This window comes from Saccharothrix coeruleofusca (assembly GCF_017876325.1).
Taxonomy (GTDB): domain Bacteria; phylum Actinomycetota; class Actinomycetes; order Mycobacteriales; family Pseudonocardiaceae; genus Actinosynnema; species Actinosynnema coeruleofuscum.
In genome coordinates, this window is sequence record NZ_JAGINV010000001.1 from 1,812,538 (window position 1) to 1,836,328 (window position 23,791).

Genomic DNA, 23,791 nt, shown 5'->3' on the forward strand with positions numbered 1-23,791 from the left:
GCCAACCGTTACCCGATTCGCTCCAACGGGTTAGTCCCTTCTCCGCACAATTGCGCGTTGCTGGAGGGGGTGCTCAGTGCCCGCCGAGCAGGGGCAGAGTGAGGCGGAAGCAGGCACCCTCGCCCAAGGCCGTGTCGAGCTCGACGTCGCCGCCGTGGGCGCGGGCGAGGGAGCGGGCGATGGCCAGGCCGAGTCCGGTGTTGGCGCCGCCCGCGCGGTTGCGGGAGCGGTCGGTGCGGTAGAAGCGGTCGAACACCCTCATGGCCTGGTCGGCGGTGAGGCCGGGGCCCTCGTCCGCCACTTCGAGCACGGCGCGGCCGTGGGCCGTGCCCACGCCGATGCGCACCGCGCTGCTCCGTGGGGTGTAGGTGGCGGCGTTGCCGATCAGGTTGGCGACCACCTGCCGCAGGCGGTCCTCGTCGGCGTGGACCGGGGCGGGGCCCGGTGGCCCGACTCCGCCGGGACCGGTGATCTCGACCGGGCGGGACGGGTCCAGGCCGCGCAGGTCGTGCCGGGCGTCGTTGGCCAGGGTGCGCAGGTCCATCGGGGCGCGGTCGAGCTGGGTCTCGGGCGCCTCGTCCAGCCGGGCGAGCAGGAGCAGGTCTTCGGTGAGGGCGGTGAGCCGGGTGGCCTCGTGGCCGATGCGGCGCATCGCCTCGTCCACGTCGGCGCGCTCGGGCAGCGCGCCCATCCGGTAGAGCTCGGTCGAGCCCTTGATGCCGAACAGCGGGGTGCGCAGCTCGTGGCTGACGTCGGACAGGAACGTGCGCATGCGCGCCTCGGACGCGGCCCGGTCGGCGAAGGCCTGTTCGAGCTGGCCGAGCATGGTGTTGAGCGAGGCCGCCAGGTGACCGACCTCCGTGGTGGGCGCGGCCAGGCCCGGCACGCGCCGCGTGAGGTCGCCGTCGGCGATCGCGGCGGCGGTGTGCTCGATGCGGCGCAGCGGCCGCAGACCCCGGCCCAGGGCGAACCAGCCGACCGCCGTCAGCAGCACGAGCAGCACGGCGCCGCTGACCAGGCTCGTCGTCCGCAGGCGGGCGGTGGTGGCGTCTGCCTCGGCCAGCGGTGCGGCGATGACGACCGTGCCGTCCCACCCGGCGACGTGGCGCGCGATCGCGCGCCACCGCCCCGAGCCGTCCGCGGCCCGCAGGTCGACGGGGCCGCCGTTGGTGGGCACGGTGCGCAGCTCGTCGGACGCGGGCAGCGTCGCGTCGTCCAGCCCGCTGGAGCGCAGACCGCCCGCCACCGCGCCGTTCTCGTCCAGGCGCACCAGGTAGGGGGCGCCGATCACCTCCAGGGCCGGATCGAGCAGGTCGGGGCGGTCCGCGGTGTCGAGGGGGCGGACGGAGGCGGTGGCCGGGGCGTGGGCGATGATCTCGCCGAACGAGCGCAGCTGGGCGTCGACCCGGCCGAGCTGGTAGCGCTCCAGCTGGTCGGACACGACCGCGCCGACCAGGCCCAGCCCGGCCAGCAGCAGGCTCGCGGTGAGCAGCAGGAGCCTGGCCCGCAGCGAGAACCGGCCGAGCACGCGCCTCATCCCGAGGGCTCCCGCAGCACGTACCCGACGCCGTGCACGGTGTGGATCAGCTTGGGGTCCTCGGTGTCGACCTTGCGCCGCAGGTACGAGATGTAGGTGTCCACGATGCCCGCGTCGCCGCCGAAGTCGTAGCGCCACACCCGGTCCAGGATCTGCGCCTTGGACACCACGCGCCCGGCGTTCTCCATCAGGTAGCGCAGCAGCCGGAACTCGGTGGGGGAGACGCGGACGGGCAGCCCGGCCCGCGTCACCCGGTGCCCCTCGACGTCGAGCGCGAGCGCGCCCACCACCAGCACCCCCGCTCGCGGACCCGAGGTGCGGCGCAGGATCGCGCGGATGCGGGCGATCAGCTCCTCCAGGTCGAACGGCTTGGTCACGTAGTCGTCGGCCCCCAGGGACAGGCCCGCGACCTTGTCGGCCTGGCGGTCCCGCGCGGTGAGGAACAGGACGGGGACCGGCCCCCGGCGGCCCCGCGCGCCCTGCTCGCGCAGCCGCCGGACCACCTCGAACCCGTCCACGTCCGGCAGCATCACGTCGAGCAGCACCAGATCGGGCGGCTGCGCGGTGGCCGAGGCGACCGCCTCGGCCCCGGTCGACGCGGAGGTCACCCGGAACCCGGCGAAGCGCAGCGTCGCGGACAGCAGTTCCCGCACGGTGGGCTCGTCGTCCACCACCAGCAGCGTCATCGCCCGCTCCGGTTCCTCCACGCGGGCCAGGATACGGACGCCCACCGGAGGGCACCCCGGACGAGCAGGCTGCCCGCGAAGCCCGCCGCCGCGCCGCCCGCGCACCCCATTCCCAGCGCGGCCAGGGGGTTCGTCGCCGCCCACGCCTCCAGCAGCGGGAACGAGAACCCGAAGGCGCCGACGCCGAGTTCCACCGACACCCCGGCCCGCAACGCCAGGACGCCCAGCGGCACGCCCACCACCGCGCTCGTCACCGCGCCGTCGCGCGCGGCACGGCGCAGCGGCCCACCGTCCCGCGCACCGGCCAGTGCGACCACGATGCCCAGGACCAGCAGCACGGCCGACGCCACCCACGTCAGCGACCCGCCTGGCGCGGGAGGCGCGACACCGTCGAGGACGCACGAGAGCGGGCCGTCCGACCTCACCGCCCACGGCACGCCCAAGCCGAGCGACAGCACCCCGAAAACCACCAGCGGCAGCACCAGCAGGACACCGCCCACCGCCATCGCTCCACCCGCCGCCCACGCGGCGAGCAGGCACACGGCGCTGAGCCCGCCCACCACCCGCAGCGCACCGCGCACCGCGATCCGGAACCGCACGACCAGCCAGCACAGTCCCACGACCGCGCACACCCAAGCCACCGCACCGGCCAACGTCGGCCAGAGGGGCACGGAGAACCCGACATCGAGCGCGCCGACGGACCCACCGCGGCCGAAGGGCCCCACCTCGGGAAGCCCGCAGACACCGGACCCGCCACCCGCCGCCGCACCGCCGGGTAGCGCCGCCCCACCACCGGGCAGCGTCACCGCGCCCCGAGCCGCCGCCACCACCGCCACGACACCCGCGAGGAAGGTCACGGCCGCCGCCGCCCCACGGACGAGCAACCCGTCCCGGTGACGCAGCAGCAGCCACCCCAGCACCACGGTGCCGACCAGCGTGACCCCCAACGGCACCACGCCGACGCCGCCCCGCACCACGAGCGGCAGGTCACCCGCCCGCACCGCGTCGAACTCCGCCGAGCCGCCCACGGCCAAGGCGACCACGGCCGCCGTCAGCCCGCCGAACCCGCCGATCCGCCCCGCGTCCAGCAGCGCCAGCCCGGCCGTGGCCACGGCCGCCATGCCCGCCAGTGCCGCGACCGCCGCCGCGGCACCCCGGAGCACGTCACGCCACGCCGCCATCACACGTCCCGGCGGTGGAAGAGGACGAACCCGGCGGCCAGCACGGCGGCGATGCCCAGGCACATGCCGCCCAGGTTCAGCCAGGGGTGCGGGTGGGCGGGGTCGGGGACCGTCGTGAACACCGCCGCGGCGCCCTGGCTCGGCCAGAAGTCGAGCAGACCCCGCAGCCACGAGGGGAGCAGACCGGACAGGGCGGGCACCAGGAACACGATGCCCACCAACGTGGCGATCGCGCCCGCCGTGGCGCGCAGGATCGTGCCGAGGCCGATCCCCAGCAGCGCGATCGCCGAGAGGTAGAGCCCGCCGCCCGCCACGGCGGAGAGCACGCCGGGATCGCCCAGCGCCGCGTTCGGCACGTCCTGGGCGGCCAGGAGCGCCTGGCCGAGCAGGAAAGCGGCGAACATCAGCGCCTGGCCCGCCACCACGGCCACGGCGGTGGTCACCACCACCTTGGCCGCGAGCAGCCGGTGCCTGCGCGGCGTGGCCGCCAGCGACGTCCGCACCAGCCCGGTGGCGTACTCGGAGGTGACGACCAGCGTGCCGTGCACCCCGATGATCAGCTGGGCCACCAGGTACGAGGTCAGGCTGAGGTTCGTCGGGTCCCACGCCAGCCGCTCGGCAGCCGACGCGCCCCGGTAGGTCTCGCCCGCCCGCCCCATGGCCAGGGCCATGACGCCCAGCCCGACCGCGAACAGGCAGACGAGCATGTACCAGGTGGAGCGCAGGCTGCGGAACTTCACCCACTCCGCGTGCAGGGTGTGGCCGAACCGCGCCCGCCGCGCGACGCCGTTCACGCGGTCACCCCCCGGTACTCGACGCTGTCCCTGGTCAGCTCCATGAAGGCGTCCTCCAACGAGGGGCGGCGCGGGGTGAGCTCGCTGAGCGCGACGCCGTGGTACGCGGCGAGCTTGCCGATCTCCTCGCCGGTCAGGCCGGAGACCACCAGCGACGACTCGGGCCCTTCCCGCACGGTGGCGCCCGCCGCGGTCAGCAGGGGGGTGAACGCGGCGGGCTCACCGGTGCGGACGAGCACCGTGCCCTCCCCGCTGCCGCGCAGGAACTCGCTCACGCTCGTGTCGGCGACGAGCCTGCCGCGGCCGATCACGACCAGGTGGTCGGCGGTCTGCGCCATCTCGCTCATGAGGTGGCTGGAGACCAGCACCGCACGGCCCTCGCGGGCCAGGGAGCGCATGAAGCCCCGGATCCAGCGGATGCCCTCGGGGTCGAGCCCGTTCACCGGTTCGTCGAAGATCAGCACCCGCGGGTCGCCGAGCAGGGCCGCCGCGATGCCCAGCCGCTGCCGCATGCCGAGCGAGAAGCCACCCGCCCGCCTGCCCGCCACGCCCTCCAGCCCGGTTCGCGCGAGCACTTCGTCCACCCGGCGCCGGGGCAGTCCGCTGCCGACGGCCAGCGCCAGCAGGTGGTCGCGGGCCTTCCGGTCGCCGTGCACAGCGCCCGCGTCGAGCAGCGCGCCCACCTCGGTCAGCGGCGCGGGCAGGTCGCGGTAGCGGCGTCCGCCGACGGTGGCCGAGCCGCTGGTGGGCGCGGCCAGCCCGAGGATCATCCGCATGGTCGTGGACTTGCCCGCGCCGTTGGGCCCGAGGAACCCGGTCACCTGTCCGGCCTCGACGGTGAACGACAAGTCGTCCACCACGGTGTCGGGGCCGTACCGCTTGGTCAGCCCCCGCACGTCGATCATCGTCATGGTGCCGAGAGTGGCGACCCGACCTGATCGATCACTGGGAGTTCCTGTGAGAACCGGGGGAATCCGGCCCCTGACCGCGGTCGCGGCGGCGCATTCACAGGGAACACCCAGATCCGGCGGTCGCCTGCGGACCGGGTGCCGCCCCGCCCCGTGCCGCGCGCAAGGGCGGACGTGCCGGATGATGTCGTGTCATGACCGAGGACAACGGCGGTGCCGACGGTGTTGACGACGAGCCGGACAGGTCGCCGTCGGCGGGGCGGATGGGGAAGGCCGCGGAGTACCTCGTCGCGGCGTCGTGCATGTTGGCGTCGCGGGGTGAGTTGAACGTGTCGACCTCTCTGGTCGACGACGAGGGCGTGGACCTGGTGTTCAACCGGCGGGACAGCAGCGCGACGCTGGCCGTGCAGGTCAAGGCGCGCATGTCGGACAGCAAGAGGGTGCGGTCGGAGACGTTCGTGGCGTTCGTCCGCGCGCAGACCTTCCGGCCCCGTCCGAACCTCGACATGCTGTTCATCGCCGTGGACGTCGACCGCGGCGCGATCATGACCGCGTGGTTGGTGCCCAGCCAGGTGTACGCCGCGGGCGCGGGGAGGCCGACGAGCAGGGACCGGTACAGGTTCTACGCCTCGATGAAGCCCGACGCCCGCGACCGCTGGGTCGACTACCGCCTGGCACCGTCGGAGCTGGCGCCGCGAATCCTGGCCAGGTTGGCCGAGTTGAACACGGTGTGACGGGGTGCGACCGCCGGGACCTCCTGGCGTCGACGACGAGGCCGTCCGGTGCCTGCCGCCCTACATCGAGGAGGCGGCCGCGGCGGCAGGCCGCCTCCTCGTGGGCTGATGGGGTTCCCGAGCGGGCGGGGACGATCAGAGGAGGGTGAACCGGTAGGAGTGGCGGTTGAGGTGCATGACCATGCACGACAGCATGGCGCCGCCCTTGGCGAACTCGCTCAGGTTGATCAGGGCGACCTCGAAGCCGAGACGGCTCGCGATGTCCTCCAGCTCCCGGTTCTTGGCGAGCTCGGCCTGGTACTCCTCGGTGCCCGCGCGCAGGTCGTGGATGTGCGAGGCGTTGAGGACGATGTTGTGCAGGCGCACCGAGTTGCACAGCCCCGGATAGGCGGCGCGGGTGGACACGTCGATGACCTCGGTGTGCTTCTCCAGCAGGCGCAGGTCCTGCGGGTCCAGCGCCTCGGTGCACACCAGCGTCTGCTCGCGGGTGATCGGGAACACCAGGCAGTCCAGGTGGTAGAGGCGCGGGTCGGTCATGGCCACCTTGACCACGGTCATGTCGTAGGAGCGCTCGAACCAGTCGTAGGTCTCCGGCTGCGAGCGCAGGCCGTACCCGCCGACGTAGACGTTGTCGTGCAGGTGCTTCAGCTCGGCCTCGCCCTCGAACTTCGTCTCGGGCACCACCACCCGGTAGCCCATCGACTCGAAGAACCGCCTGCCCACCTCGGTCTCGCCGACGCGCGGCGGGGAGCTGAAGTTGGCCAGCACCACCGTGTTCCGGTCGGGCAGGTGGTCCAGCACGATGCCCAGGTTCGCGGTGAACACCAGGTCCTGCAACCCGTTCAAGCGCGGCGTGGGCAGCAGGTAGACCAGGCTCTCGGCGGCCAGGTACCGGTAGAGGGCGAGGAACTGGGGCATCGCCCTGCGCATGTCCGGGCGTCGCTCCTCCTCGGCGATCTCCTCCATCCAGACGTTGTTGGGCACCTCGGTGGAGTAGGAGAACGGCGCGTTGAGCAGGAACGCGGGCACGTCGAACTGGGTGGGGTTGAGGGGGCGGTCCACGGGGGCGGTCACGGGCGCGGTCCTTTCGTCGCCTGGGTCGGCACCACGCGCACCAGCGCGTCGTTGCCTGCTTCGACGTGGCATCCCGGCTCGCACAGCGGGACGAAGTCGTAGTGGTCGGACAGGGGGATGATCAGGTCGACCTGCGAGCCGAAGCGGATCTGGGAGAACCGCTTGCCCTGCCCGACGGGCCGGTTCTGGCCGAGCGCGAACGGGGTGATCGAGTCCACGTCGTAGTCGGCGATCTGCAGGACGTAGTAGGACTGCCGCAGGGCGGGGACGTCGATCCGGTTGACCATCCGCTGGTTGTGCCACAGGTAGTCCGTGGCGTCGGCCCTGATCCGCAGCTCGTCGACCAGTCCCTTCTCCATGTCCAGCATGGGGCGGTTGATCGTGTCGATCGCGCTGAGCTCCCGGTAGGACAGCCTGCCGGAGTAGGGGACGCGGTTGATGTGCACGTCGTAGAAGGTCATGAAGATGCCGATGACCAGGCTGGTGGCGGCGTAGGACTCGTCGCGCAGGGCCGCGCGCACGGTGTACGGGCTGCCCTTGATGTCGATGACCGGGCCGTCGGGCCGCACGACGTCCTGGTAGAGGATGACGCCGTCGGCGGGGGAGAAGAAGTAGGAGGGGTCGACGCGCACGGGCCGGATCGGGTCGCGGAAGAAGTGGTGCTGCGACAGCCAGGGGATCGACTTGTCCCGGACCGGTGCCACGTCGTCGGCGACCCAGTCGCGCAGTGATTTGACCATGTTCTCGTCTCGTTCGTCGGATCGTCGGTCAGTGCTCGCGGGTCAGCACGGCGGTGCCGTTGTTGCTGCCGAACCCGAAGCTGGTCACGGCGGCGACCCGGCGACCGGTGGTGGGGATCGCGCCGGGGGCCAGCCGCAGCCGCCGGGTGGGTTCGGGGTCGGTCAGCCCCGCGGTCGGGGGCGCTTCACCGATGCGCAGCGCCATGGCCGCCGCGGCGATGGCGGGGAAGCCGGAGGTGTGCAGCAGGTGGCCGATGGCGCCCTTGTGCGAGCTCACCGGCAGGTCGTGCAGCCCGAGCCCGGCCGCGACGGCTTCCAGCGCGGTCAGTTCCGCGCTGTCGCCCTGGGTGGTGCCGGTGGCGTGCGCGTGCACGTGGTCCAACCTGTCCAGTCCCGCGTCGGCGAGCGCCGCCTCCACGCAGTCCTGGATCAGGGCGGGGTCGGAGGCGGTGGGTTTCCCGGTGCCGACCCGGCAGCAGGTCCCGGCCACGACGAGGTCGGTCGCCGCACCCCGCCGCGCCGCGTGGTCCTCGGCCTCCAGCACGATCGCGCCGCCGCCCTCGCCCAGCGAGATGCCGGACCTGCCGCGGTCGAACGGGCGCGCGGGGGTGGTGCTGATCGCCCGGACCGCGCGCATGCTCGCGTACTCGTAGTGGTTGAGCGCCGTGCCGCCCGCGACGAGCACGACATCGGCCAGCCCGGCGTCGATGACGTCGCGGGCGAACCCGAGGCCGAACACGGCCGAGGCACAGGCGTGGGTCAGCAGGGCGGTGTTGCCTGCCTCGTGCGGCTGGACCGGTGGTCCGACGAACTCCGCCCAGTCGGCGCCGAACCCCGCCTCGTGGCCGGGGGCCTGGCCGGTGAGCACGACCACCGCGCTCTCGGGGAGCCGGGCCAGACCAGCCGAGGACAGCGCTTCGACCACGGCGGCGTCGAGGTATGCCTGCTTGCGGGGAACACCCGCCACGGCATCGGTGGGCACCTCCCCCACGGCTTCCCCCTCGTGCGGTGGCGCCGCGAACCGCCTCGGCGGCGCGAGGGCGCTGCGACCGGCGCGCAGCGCGGTCCAGAACACGTCGAGGCCGCGACCGAACGGGGTGACCAACCCCAGGCCGGTGATCACCGTCGCGCTCATGCGGGCACCCCCGCCGTCGAGGACCGCCGCGCCAGCGCGGCCAGCAGCGCGCCGGGCATCGCGTCCGCCTCCACCGGGGGAAGGTCCGCGACCGAGGGCGAGGTCATCGCCAGGGCGACGACCGCGCACCCCGGATCGCCGAGGGCGTCCTCGTCCAGCGGCGTCACCTCGCAGACCAGCACCGGGCCGCGGGCGGCGAAGCGCTCCGCCAGCGCCAGGACCCGCTCGGCCCCCAGGCCCGCGACCAGGTGGCAGCGACCGCGCCAGCCGTGGCTGATCGCGAAAGCCCTGATCAGCTCGGAGGTCTCCAGCCCGGTCGAGTCGGAGGGGCGCACCTGGCGTTCGGTGCTCGCGCAGCGGCGGGCGAACCGGCGCGCGGCCCACTTGCTGTAGGCGTCCGCCACGACCAGCAGGGGGACCTCCGGCGCGACGTCGTCGGGCACGGCGGCGAGGGCCGCGGCCAGCGTCCCGCCGACCGCGGCGGTGGTGGAGGGGTACTGCGCGGGAACCAGGCCGGCGACGGGGCGCCAGGGGACCGTCGCGCCCAGGGCCAGGCCGGTGCGCGGTGGCACGGCGGGGAACTCGCCGTGGAGGTCGTCCATGCCGGGCGGGGTGTCGGTGAGGCGGACGTCGACGTCGACCACCGCGACCTCGCCCCGCGCGCAGGCCGCCCACGCCCGCCGCAGCGCCGGTTCCAGCTCCGCTCTCGTGGTCACCCTGGGGCCCTGCGGCGGCGGATCGGAGGCGAACGGGTAGCGGACCGGGTCCAGACCATTGCGGTCGAGCTGCGCGTGCAGCCACCCGTAGCCGCCGTTGCGCAGCACGACGTAGAGCACGCCCGCCGCTTCCCGCCGCACCGTGGCGAGATCGGCGTGGAACAGGGTGAACGCGCCGTCACCGACGAAGGCGACGACCGGGCGGTCCGGCGCGGCCAGCCGGACCCCGGCCGCCGCGGCGGCGCCGAAGCCCAGGGCCGTCTGCTCCGAGGGGACCACGCTGCCTCCCCGCTCACCGCACACGTAGTACGGCGAGAAGTACGACCACATGTCCTGCAGCCCGTTCTCCTGGACCAGGACGCGATCGGCGGGCGTCACCGCCTCGACGGCGGCCAGCACCTCGGCGACGTGGACGTGCTCGTCGGTCCTCATGCGCGCCAGCGCCGACTCGGCCAGCGCGGCGGCGCGGTCGCGGCACCGGGCGACGGTGCTCAGCCAGGGCTCGCGCGGGGGCTGCCCGGCCAGCGCCTCGGTCCAGGCCGCCAAGGTCGCCGCGCCGTCGCCGAGCACCCGGTGCCCGCCGTACTCGGTGGACAGCTCCGCGGCTTCGACGTTGACCTGGACCACGGGGACCTCCGAGCCGATCCGCTCCGGCCAACCGGTGGTGGCGGTCTCCTCGAGCCTGCTGCCCACCGCGATCACCAGGTCCGCCTCCTGCCACAGCCGCTCGGTGCCGGGCGGGGTGTAGAGCCCGGACAGGCCGCAGAACAGCGCCTGCCGCTCCGGGACCGCGCCCCGACCGGAAGCCGTGCAGAAGATCGCCGCGCTCACGGTCGTGGCGAAGCGCTCCACCACGCCCTCGCCGTTGTGGTGCCGCATCCCGCCGCCCACCAGCACGACGGGGCGCAGGCTGGCCCGGATCAGCTGGTCGACCTCCGCGGTCAGCGGCGCGGCGGCGGGCGCCCGCAGCGCGGCCCGGTGCGACGCCCACGGCCTGCTGACCCGGACCGGGGTGGCCGTGAGGTGGTCGGGGAACTCCAGGTACACCGGACCCGGTGCACCCGAGGTGGCCACCAGGAAAGCCTTTTCCAACGCCGGGCCCACCCGGTCGGCGTGGTCCACCCGGTGCGCCCACTTCACCAGCGGCGCCACCACCGCGAGCTGGTCCAGTTCCTGGAAGGCGCCGGTGCCCCGCCGCTCGACGGCGGTGCCGCCCGCCAGCACCACCACGGGGGCGCCGGAAGCGCGCGCCTCGACCAGGCCGGTGACCGCGTTCGCCGTGGCCGGGCCCTTGCCCACCACGCACACCGCGGGTCCGCCGGACTGCAGGGCGTACCCGGTGGCCATGAACGCCGCGTTGCGCTGGTCGCGGCACAGGACCATGCGCAGACCGCTGTCCCGCACCGCGCGCAGCACGGCGAGGTCGTCCCCCGGCAGGCCGAACAACGTCGACACCCCGGCGCACCGCAAGTAGTCGGCGGCGGCGTGCCACGCGCCCGGGAACGAGGTCATGACGCGGCCTCCGCGGCCACGGGCAGGTGGTCGGCGACGGCCTTGGAGATCAGCAGCGGCTCCGCGACCCGCTTGCCGCCGTAGGCGGCGTAGTTGGCGACGACGCCGTACCCGCCGAAGGGCTTGTTCCCGTCGTCCACGTCGAGCAGGGTGCGGTTCACGCAGACCAGGTGCCGCCTGGACAGCAGCTCGGTGGTCGCGCTGTCCTGCCCGTAGACCATCGCGGCCATCGCCCGGTCGTTGAGGTGGGGCGTGCGCAGGAACGACCGGAGCTGCTCCGGGTCGGTGTGCACGACGACGTTGAAGATCGGCGAGAACAGCTCGTCCAGCTTGAGCCTCAGATCGGAGGGGCGCACCAGGACCGTGGGCTCCAGGTGCCGCTCGCGCAGGTCCAACCGTCCACCGTGGACGATGTGCTCGCGGTGCCGGTGCAGGTACTCGGTCGCGGTTTCCAGCGCGCTGTCGTAGAACAGCGGTCCGTAGTCGGCATCCCGGTCGCGGTAGGGGCCGTAGCGCAGGGTCGTCAGCCGTTCGGTGAGCAGCCCGACGAACCGCTCGGCCTCGCTGTCGGCGACCAGGAACACGTCCGGGCCGAAGCAGTCCTGCCCGCTGTTGAGCATCCGGATGCGGATGGCGTCGGTCACGGCCAGCTCGACGTCCGCGCCCGGCAGCACCAGGAACGGGTTGACGCCCTGGCCGAAGAACAGCATGAGCTGGTCGGGGCGCAGCTGCGCGCGGATCTGCTCGGCGTTGCGGTATGTGCCGGTGAACACGACCACGTCCGCGGTGGTGACCGGTCCCTCGACGAACCGCCGCTGGGACAGCGGGCTGATCTCCACCGGCAGCCGGTGCACCGGCGCGAGCAGCTCGTGCAGCCGCCGGGTGGTGTCGGCGACCTTCGCCGACGGGCGGAAGGTCACGCGCTCGGTGTAGAGCAGCGGGATCAGCAGGTGCAGCACGTAGGAGTAGCACAGGACGTTGGACGACATGAACACCGCCAGCCGCGACAGGCCGCCCGGCCGGTGGGTGGCGACCTCGTCCTCGGCGCCATCCAGCGCGGCGAGCGCGCTGCCCAGCTCGACGCGGGCCGCCTTGTGCGGCGAGATCTCGCACAGGACGTCGAGCAGCGGTTCGGGGTTGTCGCGGATGAACCGCGCGACCGCGCGCAACGCCTCGACCCGCTCGGGGAACGGCACCGGTGGGTGAGGGGTGACCGGCGACCTCGCCACCGTGCGGCCCGCCAGGCGGGCCAGCTGCGCGGAATCCGGTTTCCCATTGTTGTTCAACGGCATTCCCTTCACGACGACGACGCGGTTGGGCTGCTCGTAGGCGGGCATGAGGGCCTGGAAGCGCGCCCGCCAGTACCGGCTGTCCCGCTCCTGCGGGTCGGCGACGACGAACACGAGCTGGCTGCCCCGGTCGGGGTCGTCGACCGGCACCACTTCGACCGGCGCGCCGCCCTCCGAGGCCCTGCGGGCCAGCGCCTCCGGGTAGAGGGTGTGGCCCATGCGGTGCACCGCTCCGTACCGGCCCAGCACGAACAGGTGGCCGTCCGCGTCCCGGTAGCCGATGTCGCCGGTGCGGTAGGGCCCCGGCGGCAGGGCGGTGATACCACCACCGGCCGCCAGGTAGCCGCTGGTCAGGTCGGGGGAGCGCACCAGGACCTGTCCCAGTTCACCCGGTTCGGCCTCGCGGCCGTCCTCGGTGCGCACGCTGACCTCCACGCCGTCCAGCGGGAGCCCGCAGCCCACCGGCTCGGTCGGCGTGGCCAGTGCGATGTTGCCGGTCTCGGTGCTGCCGTAGCCGTCCAGCAGGGGACGGCCGATGACCTGCTGGAAGCGCTCGGCGAGCCCGCGGTCCAGCGGGCTGCCGCCGACGCACCACATGCGCACCCCGCGCAGCGCCGCCAGCAGGTGCGGTCGCTGCCGCACCAGGTTCAGCACGGTCCGGTAGGTCATCGGCGTCGCGTCCAGGACGGTGGCGCCGGAACGACCCGCGAGTTCCACCGCGTGGTCGACGCGGCGGTGCGGGGTGATGACCAGCAGGCAGCCGGTCTGCCACCACGCCAGCACCAGGGAGAGGCCGTACTGGTGGGAGAACGGCAGCAGGGGCAGCAGCACGTCGTCGGCCCGGTAGCCCATCCGACGCCGCGTGCGCGCGATGTTGTCCAGGAAGGACTTGCCCGAGCGGACGACGCCCTTGGGCGGGCCGGAGGAGCCGGAGGACCAGGTGATCAGCCCGTCCGGCTGGGCGTACCACCTGGCTGTCGACAACGGCTCGCCGCCACCGGCCGAGTGCGCGCCTTCGGCGACGAGCGCGGCGAAGGTCGCTCGGTCGGCGGCGGGGACGATGTCGTCGTCGGCGTCGGTGACGACCCACCGGACCCCGGCCAGTTCGGCGCAGCGACGCAGCTCCCCAGGGGTCTGGAGGTGGTCCAGCAGAACGATCGAGGCGCCCAGGTGCACCAGGGCGAGCAGGACGATGACGTACTCGGCGGAGTTGTCCCCGCACACCATGATCCGCTCACCCGTGCGCACCCCGCGTGCTCGCAGGACCGCGGCGACCCCGGTGGCGGTCGACTCGACGTCGGCGCGGGACAGCTCCGGTGTGCTGGACCGCTCGGCCAGCAGCGCCGCTTCCGACGACCTCACCGGGCCACCTCCGGCGCGGCGACGACCGGTGTGCTGATGTCCTTGGCGTAGCAGACCCAGCAGGCCCGCTGGTCGCGTCGCGGGTCGTAGACCCCGAGGAACTCGAACAGGCGCAGCGCCCCCGTGGGGTTGGCGGTGTTGACGCTGAACGCGGTCCCGGTGTAACCGGCCTCGCGGGCCATCCGGTCGTTCTCCGCCAGCAGCGACCGGTAGAGGCTGCGGCCCCGCATCCCCGGCGGTGTGCCGATGTAGCCGACGTAGATGTCCTTCTGCCCCGGTGCGGGCGAACCGGACTCGAAGGAGTAGCACAGCAGGTACGACCGCACCGCGTCGTCCCGGTCGAGCACGAGCAGGGACATCTCCGGCAGGAAGGTGGGGCTGCCGGTGAACTGGCGCCGCCAGCGCTCGTGGTCGACGTAGCCGTCCTCAGACTGGCCGACGAACGCGGCGTTGTGCGCCGAGCGGACCTCTTCGTCCAGGGCGGGGTCGTAGGGCACCATCCGCAGCCCCTCGGGCAGCGCGCGCGGAGTCAGCGGGGAGACCTGGTCGAGGCGGGAGTAGATCTCGTAGTACCACAGGGTGGGCCGGAGGCCGAGGCGCCGCAGCATCTTCTCGTGCGTCCCGTTGTGCTCGGCGCACCACGCCCGCACCTCGCGGCGCTGCCCGGTGGCCGTGGCACCGCGGGCGAGCGCCCTGCCGTGCGCCCAGTCGAGCAGGCGCGTCCCCAGTCCCCGCCGCTGGTGGTCCGGGTGCACGCAGCCCTGCATCTCGCACCGCCAGTCGCCTTGGGCGGTGCGGTCGACCAGCACCGCGGCGAACCCCACCATGAGCCCGTCGCGGAACACGCCGACCGTGTCGCGCTCGGGCACCAGCTTCCCGCTGGCCAGCGTCTGGGCGAACTCGGCCGCGGTCGTCTCGGTCACCGGTCGGTCGTCCAGGTCGAACGCGAGCACCAAGCGCTCCCACTCGACGCCGTCCGCCGGGCGCAGCGGTCGCCAGAGGTACTCCTCGGGCACGCCGATCACCTCATCTGTCCGTTGTGGATGGTCGGCTCCGGGGAGGCGACCAGTTCCCGGTAAGCCGGATCGGTCAGCAGCTGGTCGTGCCTGCCGCGCGCGTGCACCGCGCCCCCGCGCAGCATGACCACCTGATCCGCCTCGTGCGCCAGCTGCATGCGGTGGGTGACCGCGATGATGATCCGGTCCCGGTACTGCCTGGTCAGCGACTTCACCAGGAGCCGCTCGTTGAACGGGTCGAGCTGCGAGGTCGCCTCGTCCAGCAGCAGGACCTCGCTGTCGCGGGCCAGCGCCCTGGCCACGGCGAGGCGTTGCCGCTGACCGCCGGAGATGCCCACGCCGCGTTCACCCACCTCGGTGTCCAACCCGTCGGGCAGGCCCGACACCCACTCGGCGAGTCCGACCGACTCCAGGACCTGCTCCAGCCGCTGCTCGCTCACCCCGGTCGTGCCGTAGGCCGCGGCCTCGCGAACGGTGGCGCCGAGCAGCGGCGCTTCCTGCTGGACGTAGGAGATGCGCGCGCGCAGTTCCGACAGGGGGAGGTCGCGGATGTCCACCCCGTCGAGCAGGATGCGGCCCCGGTCCGGTTCGACGAACCGCTCGACCAGGCTGAGCAGTGTCGTCTTGCCCGCTCCGGACGAGCCGACGAGCACGGTCACCCCCACCGGAGCCGAGATCGAGACCTCCCGCAGCACCGGCCGGTCCTCGTAGCCGAACGACACGGCGTCCAGCCGGACCGAGCGCGGAACGTCCGAGACGACGGGGCCGCGGGGACGCGGCTCGACCACGCGCAGCGCCTCGGCCTCCTGCGGCAGCCGGAGCAGCCCGGTGATCCGGCGCAGGGCGGCCAGCCCCTCCGACAGGCGGCTCGCCGAGCCCGTCAGCGATTCCACCGGCTCCTGGATGTAGACCACGTACAGCAGGATCGCGACCAGGTCGCCCACCCCGATCGCGTCCGCGCTGACCCGCAGCACACCGATCGCGAGGATGACCAGGAAGGTGAAGTCAACGGCCGCGTACGCCACGGTGTCGGCCAGGGCGCCGGTGCGCGCGGCCCGCACGTTGGCCCGGTAGGCGGCGTCGGCGTGCCGGTCGAACGACGCGGTCTCGGCCTGCTCGGTCCGCGACGCCTTGACCGTGCGGAACGCGAGCAGGATGCGCTGCACCACGGAGGTCATCGCGCCGACGTGCTCCTGCGCGTGCTCGGTGTCCAGCGCCACCCGCCGGAACACCCGTGCCTCCGCGAGGGTGGCGGCGGTGAGCAGGGTGATCACGATCGTGCCCAGGAACAGGTCGATCAGCAGCACCAGCACGATGCCGGAGGCCACGGTGAGCGGTACGACCACGAGGTCCACCAGCGCCTTGACGGTGGTCTGCTGGACCAGGGTGGTGTCCGCGCCGACGCGGGAGAGCACGTCGCCCGTGCTGTGGGCCTCGACGCGGGACACCGGAGCGCCGATGATCCGCCGCGCCATCGCCCGGCGGATGCCAAGCACGAACCGCTCGCTGAGCTTGCCCCGCTGGTAGTAGCCCAGGTAGTTCAGGCAGAGCCCGGTGAGCGCGACCCCGCCGAGCACGGCGATCGGCCCGGTCAGGTCCGCGTCGGCCGCCACGCCGTCGACGATCTCGCGCGCCGCCAGGGGTTGCATCAGCGCCGCGGCGCGAGCGCCCAGTTCGAGCACCAGGACCACGGCCAGCAGCCCCCGGTGCGGGGCGAGCCAGTGGCGCAGGGACAGCGCGGACGTCATCGGCCGCGTCGCCGTGTCGGGCTCCAAAATCGTCTCCTCGAAATAGCGCCGTCCCCGGCAGGCGTTGTCCGCTCGTGCCCGCGCTTCGAACACGTGACGGTCCGCGCCGGGGTGGAAGCGCCCGGCAGGTCATTTCTCCCGTGCCGAGCGCTCGGTGATCGCGGGCGAGTCCGTTGATCACCACTCGAATGCGGGGCAGAGGTGTTCGCCACGTCGGGCGGGACTTCGTTTTCCAAGCCTGATTGGTCCAGACCGCACATCACCGCGAAAGCGGATCAGTTCCCCCCTGCGACGGCATCAGCGCGGCGGCCCGTTGCGGGAACCGGCGGCCGAGCAGGGCGGAAGCGCTGCCACACCTACGTTCGGCCCTGCCGGGACGACTCCGCAAGGGGGTAGGAGGGGAGGAAAAAGCGGGCACGGTCTCGAATTCTTGCCATAAGTGTCGTTGCCCTTTTGGGCATCTCCGGCCGGTGGGCGACGTGCAGTCGCATGGGTACTCCTCGAACGGGACCACGTGATTCGGACCGTTACGGCGGTGGGACGGCAGGGGTCCGTGATTCCACGCTCCCGTCAGGTCGGCACCGCGTCCAAGATCCGATCCGCATGGCGATGCACTTCGGTTATCGCCGCAGCTCAGGCCGGTTGTCGCGGCGGGCCGGGGATTTTCGCCGCCGTGCGGCGGGAACCGGCGGCGTCTTGACGGCCGGGCGGACTTTTATAGGGGGCTACGGTGGAGCTATGTCCGATTACCCAGCGTCAGCAGCCGATCTTGACCTCAGAGTGGTGCGGTACTTCACCGTCGTCGCCGAGCACCGGCACTTCGGCCGCGCCGCCACGGCCCTGCGCATCGCTCAGCCGTCGTTGAGCAGACAGATCCGCAGACTCGAACAGCAGTTGGGCGCCCGCCTGCTGGACCGCACCCCGCAGGGCGCCCGGCTCACCGAAGCGGGCGAGGTCTTCCTCCCCCGCGCCAGGGCGCTGCTGCGCTCCGCCCACCTGGCCGCCGCGCACACCCACGCAGCCTCCCACCCCCACGGGATCACCATCGGCCACACCGCGATCGTCGTCGTCGCCCCGGTCGTGCGCGAGTTCCGCCGCACGCACCCCGACACCCAGGTGCACACCCTGCTCCTGGGCCACGAGGAGGTGCGGCCCGCGCTGCTGGACCACCGGGTCGACGCGGTGGTGACCCGGTTACCGCTCCAAGCCGACCAGTTACGGGTGACACCCCTGTGCGACGAACCGCGATCGCTGCTGGTCCGCGCCGACCACCGGTTGGCGGGCAGGCCGTTCGTCACCCTCGACGACATCGCGGGCGAACCCCTGCCCCGGATGGCGGACCCGGCGATGAACGCCTTCTGGCGCATCGACCCCCGACCCGACGGCCGTCCGGTGCCCGACGGCCCCCTGGTGAGCGCCGTCGAGGAGAAGATCGAACTCGTCCTCGCTGGGCAAGCCGTGGCCATCGTCCCCGCCTGTGTCGACGGAGCGCTCCCCCCCGACCTCACCGCCATCCCGCTGGAAGGGGTCGAACCGAGCCGGGTCGTGCTGGCGGCCCGCGCCGACGACGAGAGCCGCCTCGTGGCGGAGTTCGGCAGGTGCGCCCACGACCACTTCCGACGCGGAGCCGAAAATCGCGCGCGAATCCGCTTGACGGCGCGGTTCCCGCAGGAAGCCCGTCCCGCCGCACCCACCGCGCCCGCCGCCCCCGTCGGGCCGCGACCGACCGCGCGGACCAGCGGTGCCAACACGACGTCCATTGTGGACCTGTCCGGGTAGTCGGCCTTCGGCTTGCCGCACGTGCGCCACACTGTGGGATCCGTTGACACCGATCGCCAGCGCTTCGTAGCTTCGACCCGTCCGGGTCGGCACGAGACGGTGGAGCGGCCGGTGAGCACCAGTCGGCGAGTGGTGGCGTGGCGCTACCACGACGGACTCGTGCTGTGCTCCCGGCGCCACGTCGACCTCTTGCGCGTCTCCAGCGCGCTGTGTCACCGCTGAACCACCACCGAGGAACACCTCCGCCTGGGCCGGCACGACTCGACCGGCGTCATCCACCCATCACGACCGCATCACCCGTCGCTCGCGTGAAGGCTGGCACCGATCGTGTCCTCACCTGCGCACACCAACGTTTCCCCGGCTGACGCCTCGTTCGAGCCGCCCGCCGCTCCCGCCGCGCGGCCCGTCATCCCGCTGCGCCACCCCGGCCGCTGGGTCGCCACCGCCGCGGTGCTGGTCGTGCTCGCCCAGGTGGTGCACGGGCTGGTGACCAACCCGTTCTACCAGTGGGACCGCTTCGCGTACTGGTTCTGGCAACCGGTGGTCCTCGACGGACTGCTGATCACGCTGCACGTCACGGCGGTCAGCGCGGTGCTGGCGCTGGTGGGCGGCACGGCGCTGGCGCTGGCGCGGTCGTCCCGCAACCCGGTGCTGCGCGCCGTGAGCTGGGCCTACACCTGGCTGTTCCGCTCCACACCGCTGATCGTGCTGCTGCTGTTCCTCTACAACTTCAGCGCGCTGTACCAGACGCTGAGCCTCGGTGTTCCCTTCGGACCGGCGTTCGTCACGTTCGGGGTCACCGCGCTGGCGTCCGAGACGGTCATCGGGATCCTGGGGCTCACCCTGCACGAGTCCGCCTACGCCGCGGAGATCGTGCGGGCGGGCATCCTCTCGGTCGACCAGGGCCAGCACGAGGCCGCCGCCGCGCTGGGCATCCCGCGCCACCGCCGGTTCCGCCGCATCGTGCTGCCGCAGGCGTTGCGCTCGATCGTGCCCAACTACGTCAACCTGCTGATCGGTCTGGTCAAGAGCACCTCGCTGGTGTTCTACGTCTCGCTGCTCGACCTGTTCGGCACCGTGCAAAGCCTCGGCAGCACCTATCCCGGCGACATCGTCCCGCTCCTGCTGGTCGCCACCGCGTGGTACGTGATCCTCACCAGCGCCGTGTCGGTCGTGCAGCACTACGTCGAGCGGCGGTTCGCGCGCGGCGCGGTGCGGACGCCACCGCCGACCCCGCTCCAACGACTGCGCGGCGGGTTCGCCGACCTGCGCGCGCGGGTGGCGGTGCGGCGATGAGCGCGGACCGCCGTGCCCGCCCGGCCGCGGTCGAGGTGCGCGGCGCGGTCAAGGCGTTCGGCGCGCACACCGTCCTCGACGGGATCGACCTGACCGTCGAGCCGGGGACGGTCACCGTCATCGTCGGACCGTCCGGATCCGGCAAGTCGACCCTGCTGCGCGCGATCAACCACCTGGAGCAGCTCGACCAGGGCTGCGTGAGCGTCAACGGCGAGCTGATCGGGGTGCGCGAGCAGGGCGACCGGCTCAAGGAGCTGCCCGAGCGGGCCATCCTGGCGCAGCGCAGGCGCATCGGGTTCGTCTTCCAGAACTTCAACCTGTTCCCGCACCTGACCGCGGTCGAGAACGTGGCCGAGGCGCCCGTCGCGACCGGCGCCGCGACCAGGACCGAGGCGCTCGAACGGGCCAGGTCGCTGCTGGCCGCCGTCGGTCTCGCCGACAAGGAGGGCGCTTACCCGCGTCATCTGTCCGGCGGCCAGCAACAGCGGGTGGCCATCGCCCGCGCCCTCGCCCAGCACCCGGAGGTGATCCTGTTCGACGAGCCGACCTCGGCGCTGGACCCCGAGCTGGTCGGCGAAGTCCTGTCGGTGATCAAGGACCTGGCGGGCACCGGCACCACCCTGATCATCGTGACGCACGAGATCGCGTTCGCCCGCGAGGTCGCCGACGAGGTGGTGTTCCTCGACGGCGGCCGGATCGTCGAGCGGGGCGCGCCGAGCCAGGTGCTCGACCGACCGCGGCACACCCGCACCAGGGAATTCCTCAGCAAGGTCCTCTGAACGACAGGAGAGCCATGTCCAGTTCCCCCGTCCTCCGCGCCGCCGTCCTCGGGGGAGCCGATCGCGGCGATGACGCCGTCGCGGACCAGCACGTCCACCGGGTCGCCCTCGCCAACGGCGCGGCCGCGGAAGCGAAGATCACCGTGGAGGTGGTCGAGGAAATCCGCGCCAAGCTGCCCAAGGAGATCCGCGACAGCGGCAAGCTCGACGTCGGCATCGGCGCGCTGCCCGCGGGCAGCCCGCCCCTGCAGTTCGTCGGCACCGACCACAAGACCCTCACCGGCTCCGAGCCGGACCTGGCGCGGCTGGTCGCGGGCGTGCTCGGCCTCGAACCCGAGTTCCACAACGCGACGTGGGAGAACCTGTTCGTCGGGATCGACAGCGGGCGGACCGATGTCGGCTTCTCCAACACCACCGACACCGAGAAGCGCAAGGAGAAGTACGACTTCGCCAGCTACCGGCGGGACGACCTGGCCTTCGAGACCCTCCAGAGCAACCCGTGGACCTTCGACGGCGATCACCGCGCGCTGGCAGGCCGGAGGACCTCCGTGGGCAAGGGCACCAACCAGGAGAAGATCCTGCTGGAGTGGCAGGCCAGGCTGCGGGCCGAGGGCGAGGACTTCACCATCCAGTACTACCCCGACATCAACGCCGCGCAGCTCGCGCTCAACTCCGGGCAGATCGACACCTACCTCGGACCGAGCCCCGGTGTGCTCTACCAGGTCGAGCAGAGCAGGAACACCCCGAATCCGAAGAAGCTCGCGGGTACGCATTCCGGTGCGGGCCAGACGCTGCAGGGCCTGATCGCCGCGACGACCAAGAAGGACAACGGCCTGGTCGAACCGCTCGCCGACGCGATCAACCACCTGATCGCGGGCGGCCAGTACGGGCAGTGGCTCGACGCCTGGCACCTCGGCCGTGAGGCCGTGGCGAAGTCCGAGGTCAACCCGCCCGGTCTGCCCCTGGACAACACGTGACCACCGCCGAGGACCGGGTCGTCCGGCACGTGCTGGGCGACCCTGGCCGGGGGATTGGCGCCACCTCACGGCTCTGATCGGTGGCGCTGCCGAACCTCGCTGTGCCGTCGCCTCCTCGTCGCGCGCACCGGTCTCGGCCCCTTCCTGCCGCGCACCACCGAGATGGGGCGGTACCCGGGAATCCGCCGCGGCGGCCGATTGGTGGTGTTGGCCGGTGAACGCCTGTGCCCACCCGGCTGGACCGAGGTGCACGCCGTGGTGTCCGGAGCCATTTCCCGAGGCGACATCCCGTTCCTGCACGCGTCGCTGAGCGACACCGCCGCGATCCGACTGCACGAGGCGCTGGGCTTCCGGTTGCGCCGCCGAACCCGGATCGTCGTCGTCCGCGTGCCGGAGCGCGGGAACGGCGATGAGCGCTCGCCGCGCTCGTGAGGCGCGCGGTCGGCTGTTCTCGGCAGGGCCTGCTGCTCGCTGTCTGGTGCGCCGGACCGCCGGCCGAGCAGGCCCGTTGTTCCACATGGTGGGAGTTGACCATCGATCGGGTGAATTTGCCTATCGTGCCGATCATTCACCCACTTCGAGGCAGGTCACCGTGTCCCACCCCATCGCGATCCCCGCCAGGTCAGTCGGCGGGGCAGTCGCGGCCATGCTGCGCCGGGACCGCTGGGCGCTCGCGGGCGCCGTCACGATCGCCGTCCTCGGCTTGGCAGCCGTGGCCGCCGACCTGCTCACCGCCATCGAGGGGCAGGACCCCTACAGCTACCGGACCGAGGCGCTCGACCCGCGGACCGGGGGTCCGGCGGGCGCGCTCGGCGGGGTGAGCGGGGAGCACTGGTTCGGCGTGGAACCGCTGACCGGGCGCGACCTGTTCGCGATCGTGGTGCACGGCGCGCGCACGTCGTTCCTGATCGGCCTGGCCGCGACGCTGGTCTCGGTGGTGCTCGGCACCCTGGTCGGGGCCGCCGCGGGCTACCGGGGTGGCTGGGTGGACCGGGTCGTCACCTGGACCGCCGACGTCTTCCTCGGCTTCCCCTACCTGATCTTCATGATCGCCCTCGGCGCGGTGGTGCCCGGCCACGTGTCCCGGCCCCTGCTGCTCGTCCTGGTGATCGGGTTCTTCGGCTGGCCCTCCATCGCCCGGATCGTGCGGGCGCAGGTGCTGACGCTGAAGAAGCGGAACTTCGTCTCGGCCGCGCGCATCCTCGGTGCGAGCCCGTGGCAGGTGTTCCGCACCGAGCTGCTGCCGAACCTGTGGGCGCCGATCATCGTGGTGGCGACGCTGTCCATCCCCGGCAACATCGGACTGGAAGCGGCGCTGTCGTTCCTCGGCGTGGGCATACCGCCGCCCACCCCGAGCTGGGGGCGGACGATCAGCACGGCGGTCGACTGGGTGTCCACCGAACCGATGTTCCTGTTCTTCCCCGGCATCGCCCTGTTCCTGGCCACCTGGGCGTTCACCGTGTTCGGCGACGGCCTGCGCGACGCCCTCGACCCGAAGACGGACGTGCGACGCTGATGCGCGCCCTCAAGTTCACCGCGTCCCGGATCGCGGGCACCCTGCTGGTGCTGCTGGTCGTCGTGTTCGTCACCTACGTGGTGTTCTACCTCGTGCCGTCCGACCCGGCGCAGCTGGCCTGCGGCCGCCCGTGCACCGAGCAGAACCTGGCGCTGGCGCGGGAGTTCATGGGCTTGGACGACCCGTGGTGGCGGCAGTTCCTGGACTACCTCGGCGGCATCGTGACCGGGCGCACCTTCGGCGTCGGCGCGACCTCCATCCACTGCGGGGCGCCGTGCTTCGGCTACTCGTTCCAGCAGAACACCGACGTGGTCACGCTCATCGGCGAACGCCTCCCGGTCACCTTCTCGCTCGCGCTCGGCGCGGCGGTGCTGTGGGTGGTGGCGGGCGTGGGCGCCGGGGTGCTCGCCGCGCTGCGCCGGGGCACCGCCTGGGACCGGATCACCCTCGCGGCCTCGGTCGCGGGCGTGTCCGCCCCGGTGTACCTGGTGGGGCTGCTGGGCATCCTCGTCCTCGGGTTCACCCTCGACGTGGTGCCGGTCGGCGGGTACGTGCCGTTCACCGACAGCCCGGTCGACTGGGCCTGGCACCTGGTGCTGCCGTGGCTGGTCCTGGCGTTCGCGCAGGCCGCCCTCTACCTCCGGCTGACCCGCGCGCAGATGCTGGAGACGCTGGGCGAGGACTACATCCGCACCGCCCGCGCCAACGGCCTGCCCGAGTCCTCGGTGATCGGCAAGCACGCGCTGCGCAACGTCCTGCTGCCGGTCGTCACGGTGTTCGGCATCGACCTCGGCTCGCTGCTCGGCGGCGCGGTGATCACCGAGCGGGTGTTCAGCATGCCGGGTCTGGGCGGCCTGCTGATCGACGCGGTGAACCAGCGCGACCTGCCGCTGCTGCTGGGCTGCACGCTGTTCGCCGCCTTCCTCGTCGTCCTGGCCAACGCCCTGGTCGACCTCTGCTACGGCGCGCTCGACCCACGAGCCCGTCTGACCTGACGTCCCCGCAGGAGAAG

General features: G+C 72.7%; 21 protein-coding genes. 9 read left to right on the forward strand and 12 right to left on the reverse strand.

Annotated elements, in window-relative coordinates:
- Nucleotides 1-73: 73 nt before the first annotated feature.
- From JOF41_RS08545 to JOF41_RS08565, 5 genes are read right to left on the reverse strand one after another with little or no spacing between them, the layout of a single operon-like run.
- The gene (locus JOF41_RS08545) at nt 74-1,537 is read right to left on the reverse strand and encodes a sensor histidine kinase (RefSeq protein ID WP_209617569.1); all 1,464 of its coding nucleotides are present in this window, start codon (nt 1,535-1,537) and stop codon (nt 74-76) included.
- A complete protein-coding gene (locus JOF41_RS08550; RefSeq protein WP_209624088.1) occupies nt 1,534-2,223 on the reverse strand; it encodes a response regulator transcription factor in 690 nt (229 codons plus the stop codon). Before JOF41_RS08550 ends, JOF41_RS08545 begins: the two co-directional genes overlap by 4 nt.
- Entirely contained in the window at nt 2,220-3,404 is a 1,185-nt protein-coding gene (locus JOF41_RS08555; RefSeq protein WP_209617572.1) for a streptophobe family protein, read from the reverse strand. Before JOF41_RS08555 ends, JOF41_RS08550 begins: the two co-directional genes overlap by 4 nt.
- Nucleotides 3,404-4,198: an ABC transporter permease gene (locus JOF41_RS08560; RefSeq protein WP_189226893.1), complete on the reverse strand. Its 795-nt coding sequence runs from the start codon at nt 4,196-4,198 to the stop codon at nt 3,404-3,406. The genes JOF41_RS08555 and JOF41_RS08560 overlap by 1 nt, the downstream gene beginning before the upstream one ends.
- Nucleotides 4,195-5,103, reverse strand: coding sequence for an ABC transporter ATP-binding protein (locus tag JOF41_RS08565; protein WP_372448522.1), 909 nt, complete (start codon nt 5,101-5,103; stop codon nt 4,195-4,197). Before JOF41_RS08565 ends, JOF41_RS08560 begins: the two co-directional genes overlap by 4 nt.
- 197 nt (nt 5,104-5,300) lie before the next feature.
- On the opposite strand from JOF41_RS08565, the gene JOF41_RS08570 reads away from it, so the two are divergent.
- Nucleotides 5,301-5,840 (forward strand): hypothetical protein, encoded by a 540-nt coding sequence (locus JOF41_RS08570; protein ID WP_209617577.1) that lies wholly within the window; start codon nt 5,301-5,303, stop codon nt 5,838-5,840.
- 135 nt (nt 5,841-5,975) lie between these two features.
- Here JOF41_RS08570 and JOF41_RS08575 read toward each other — a convergent pair whose 3' ends face one another.
- From JOF41_RS08575 to JOF41_RS08610, 7 genes are read right to left on the reverse strand one after another with little or no spacing between them, the layout of a single operon-like run.
- The gene (locus JOF41_RS08575; protein WP_307867319.1) at nt 5,976-6,914 is read right to left on the reverse strand and encodes a dimethylarginine dimethylaminohydrolase family protein; all 939 of its coding nucleotides are present in this window, start codon (nt 6,912-6,914) and stop codon (nt 5,976-5,978) included.
- Entirely contained in the window at nt 6,911-7,654 is a 744-nt protein-coding gene (locus JOF41_RS08580; protein ID WP_189226889.1) for a phosphatidylserine decarboxylase, read from the reverse strand. Before JOF41_RS08580 ends, JOF41_RS08575 begins: the two co-directional genes overlap by 4 nt.
- Before the next feature lie 28 nt (nt 7,655-7,682).
- Nucleotides 7,683-8,789, reverse strand: coding sequence for a beta-ketoacyl synthase N-terminal-like domain-containing protein (locus tag JOF41_RS08585; protein ID WP_189226888.1), 1,107 nt, complete (start codon nt 8,787-8,789; stop codon nt 7,683-7,685).
- Nucleotides 8,786-11,017, reverse strand: a complete 2,232-nt coding sequence (locus JOF41_RS08595) for a thiamine pyrophosphate-binding protein (protein WP_244989543.1) — start codon at nt 11,015-11,017, stop codon at nt 8,786-8,788. The genes JOF41_RS08585 and JOF41_RS08595 overlap by 4 nt, the downstream gene beginning before the upstream one ends.
- Entirely contained in the window at nt 11,014-13,668 is a 2,655-nt protein-coding gene (locus JOF41_RS08600) for an aldehyde dehydrogenase family protein (RefSeq protein ID WP_307867320.1), read from the reverse strand. The genes JOF41_RS08595 and JOF41_RS08600 overlap by 4 nt, the downstream gene beginning before the upstream one ends.
- Complete coding sequence (locus tag JOF41_RS08605; protein ID WP_209617582.1) at nt 13,665-14,684, reverse strand: GNAT family N-acetyltransferase; 1,020 nt, start codon at nt 14,682-14,684, stop codon at nt 13,665-13,667. The genes JOF41_RS08600 and JOF41_RS08605 overlap by 4 nt, the downstream gene beginning before the upstream one ends.
- A 5-nt stretch (nt 14,685-14,689) precedes the next feature.
- Nucleotides 14,690-16,459: an ABC transporter ATP-binding protein gene (locus JOF41_RS08610; RefSeq protein WP_209617585.1), complete on the reverse strand. Its 1,770-nt coding sequence runs from the start codon at nt 16,457-16,459 to the stop codon at nt 14,690-14,692.
- Nucleotides 16,460-17,170: 711 nt separating this feature from the next.
- Between JOF41_RS08610 and JOF41_RS08615 the strand changes: the two genes are divergently transcribed.
- The 8 genes from JOF41_RS08615 (at nt 17,171) to JOF41_RS08645 (ending at nt 23,774) form a co-directional block, all read left to right on the forward strand.
- On the forward strand, nt 17,171-18,211 hold the full coding sequence (locus JOF41_RS08615) for a LysR family transcriptional regulator (protein WP_209617588.1): 1,041 nt from the start codon (nt 17,171-17,173) through the stop codon (nt 18,209-18,211).
- A gap of 159 nt (nt 18,212-18,370) precedes the next feature.
- On the forward strand, nt 18,371-18,433 hold the full coding sequence (locus JOF41_RS38570; RefSeq protein ID WP_372448523.1) for a putative leader peptide: 63 nt from the start codon (nt 18,371-18,373) through the stop codon (nt 18,431-18,433).
- 105 nt (nt 18,434-18,538) lie between these two features.
- The gene (locus JOF41_RS08620) at nt 18,539-19,507 is read left to right on the forward strand and encodes an amino acid ABC transporter permease (RefSeq protein WP_189226884.1); all 969 of its coding nucleotides are present in this window, start codon (nt 18,539-18,541) and stop codon (nt 19,505-19,507) included.
- On the forward strand, nt 19,504-20,286 hold the full coding sequence (locus JOF41_RS08625) for an amino acid ABC transporter ATP-binding protein (RefSeq protein ID WP_209617591.1): 783 nt from the start codon (nt 19,504-19,506) through the stop codon (nt 20,284-20,286). Before JOF41_RS08620 ends, JOF41_RS08625 begins: the two co-directional genes overlap by 4 nt.
- Before the next feature lie 14 nt (nt 20,287-20,300).
- Nucleotides 20,301-21,263: a transporter substrate-binding domain-containing protein gene (locus JOF41_RS08630; protein WP_209617594.1), complete on the forward strand. Its 963-nt coding sequence runs from the start codon at nt 20,301-20,303 to the stop codon at nt 21,261-21,263.
- 207 nt (nt 21,264-21,470) lie between these two features.
- A complete protein-coding gene (locus tag JOF41_RS08635) occupies nt 21,471-21,695 on the forward strand; it encodes a GNAT family N-acetyltransferase (protein WP_229796267.1) in 225 nt (74 codons plus the stop codon).
- Nucleotides 21,696-21,909: 214 nt separating this feature from the next.
- Nucleotides 21,910-22,779, forward strand: a complete 870-nt coding sequence (locus tag JOF41_RS08640) for an ABC transporter permease (protein WP_189226914.1) — start codon at nt 21,910-21,912, stop codon at nt 22,777-22,779.
- The gene (locus JOF41_RS08645; protein WP_189226880.1) at nt 22,779-23,774 is read left to right on the forward strand and encodes an ABC transporter permease; all 996 of its coding nucleotides are present in this window, start codon (nt 22,779-22,781) and stop codon (nt 23,772-23,774) included. The genes JOF41_RS08640 and JOF41_RS08645 overlap by 1 nt, the downstream gene beginning before the upstream one ends.
- Nucleotides 23,775-23,791 lie beyond the last annotated feature (17 nt).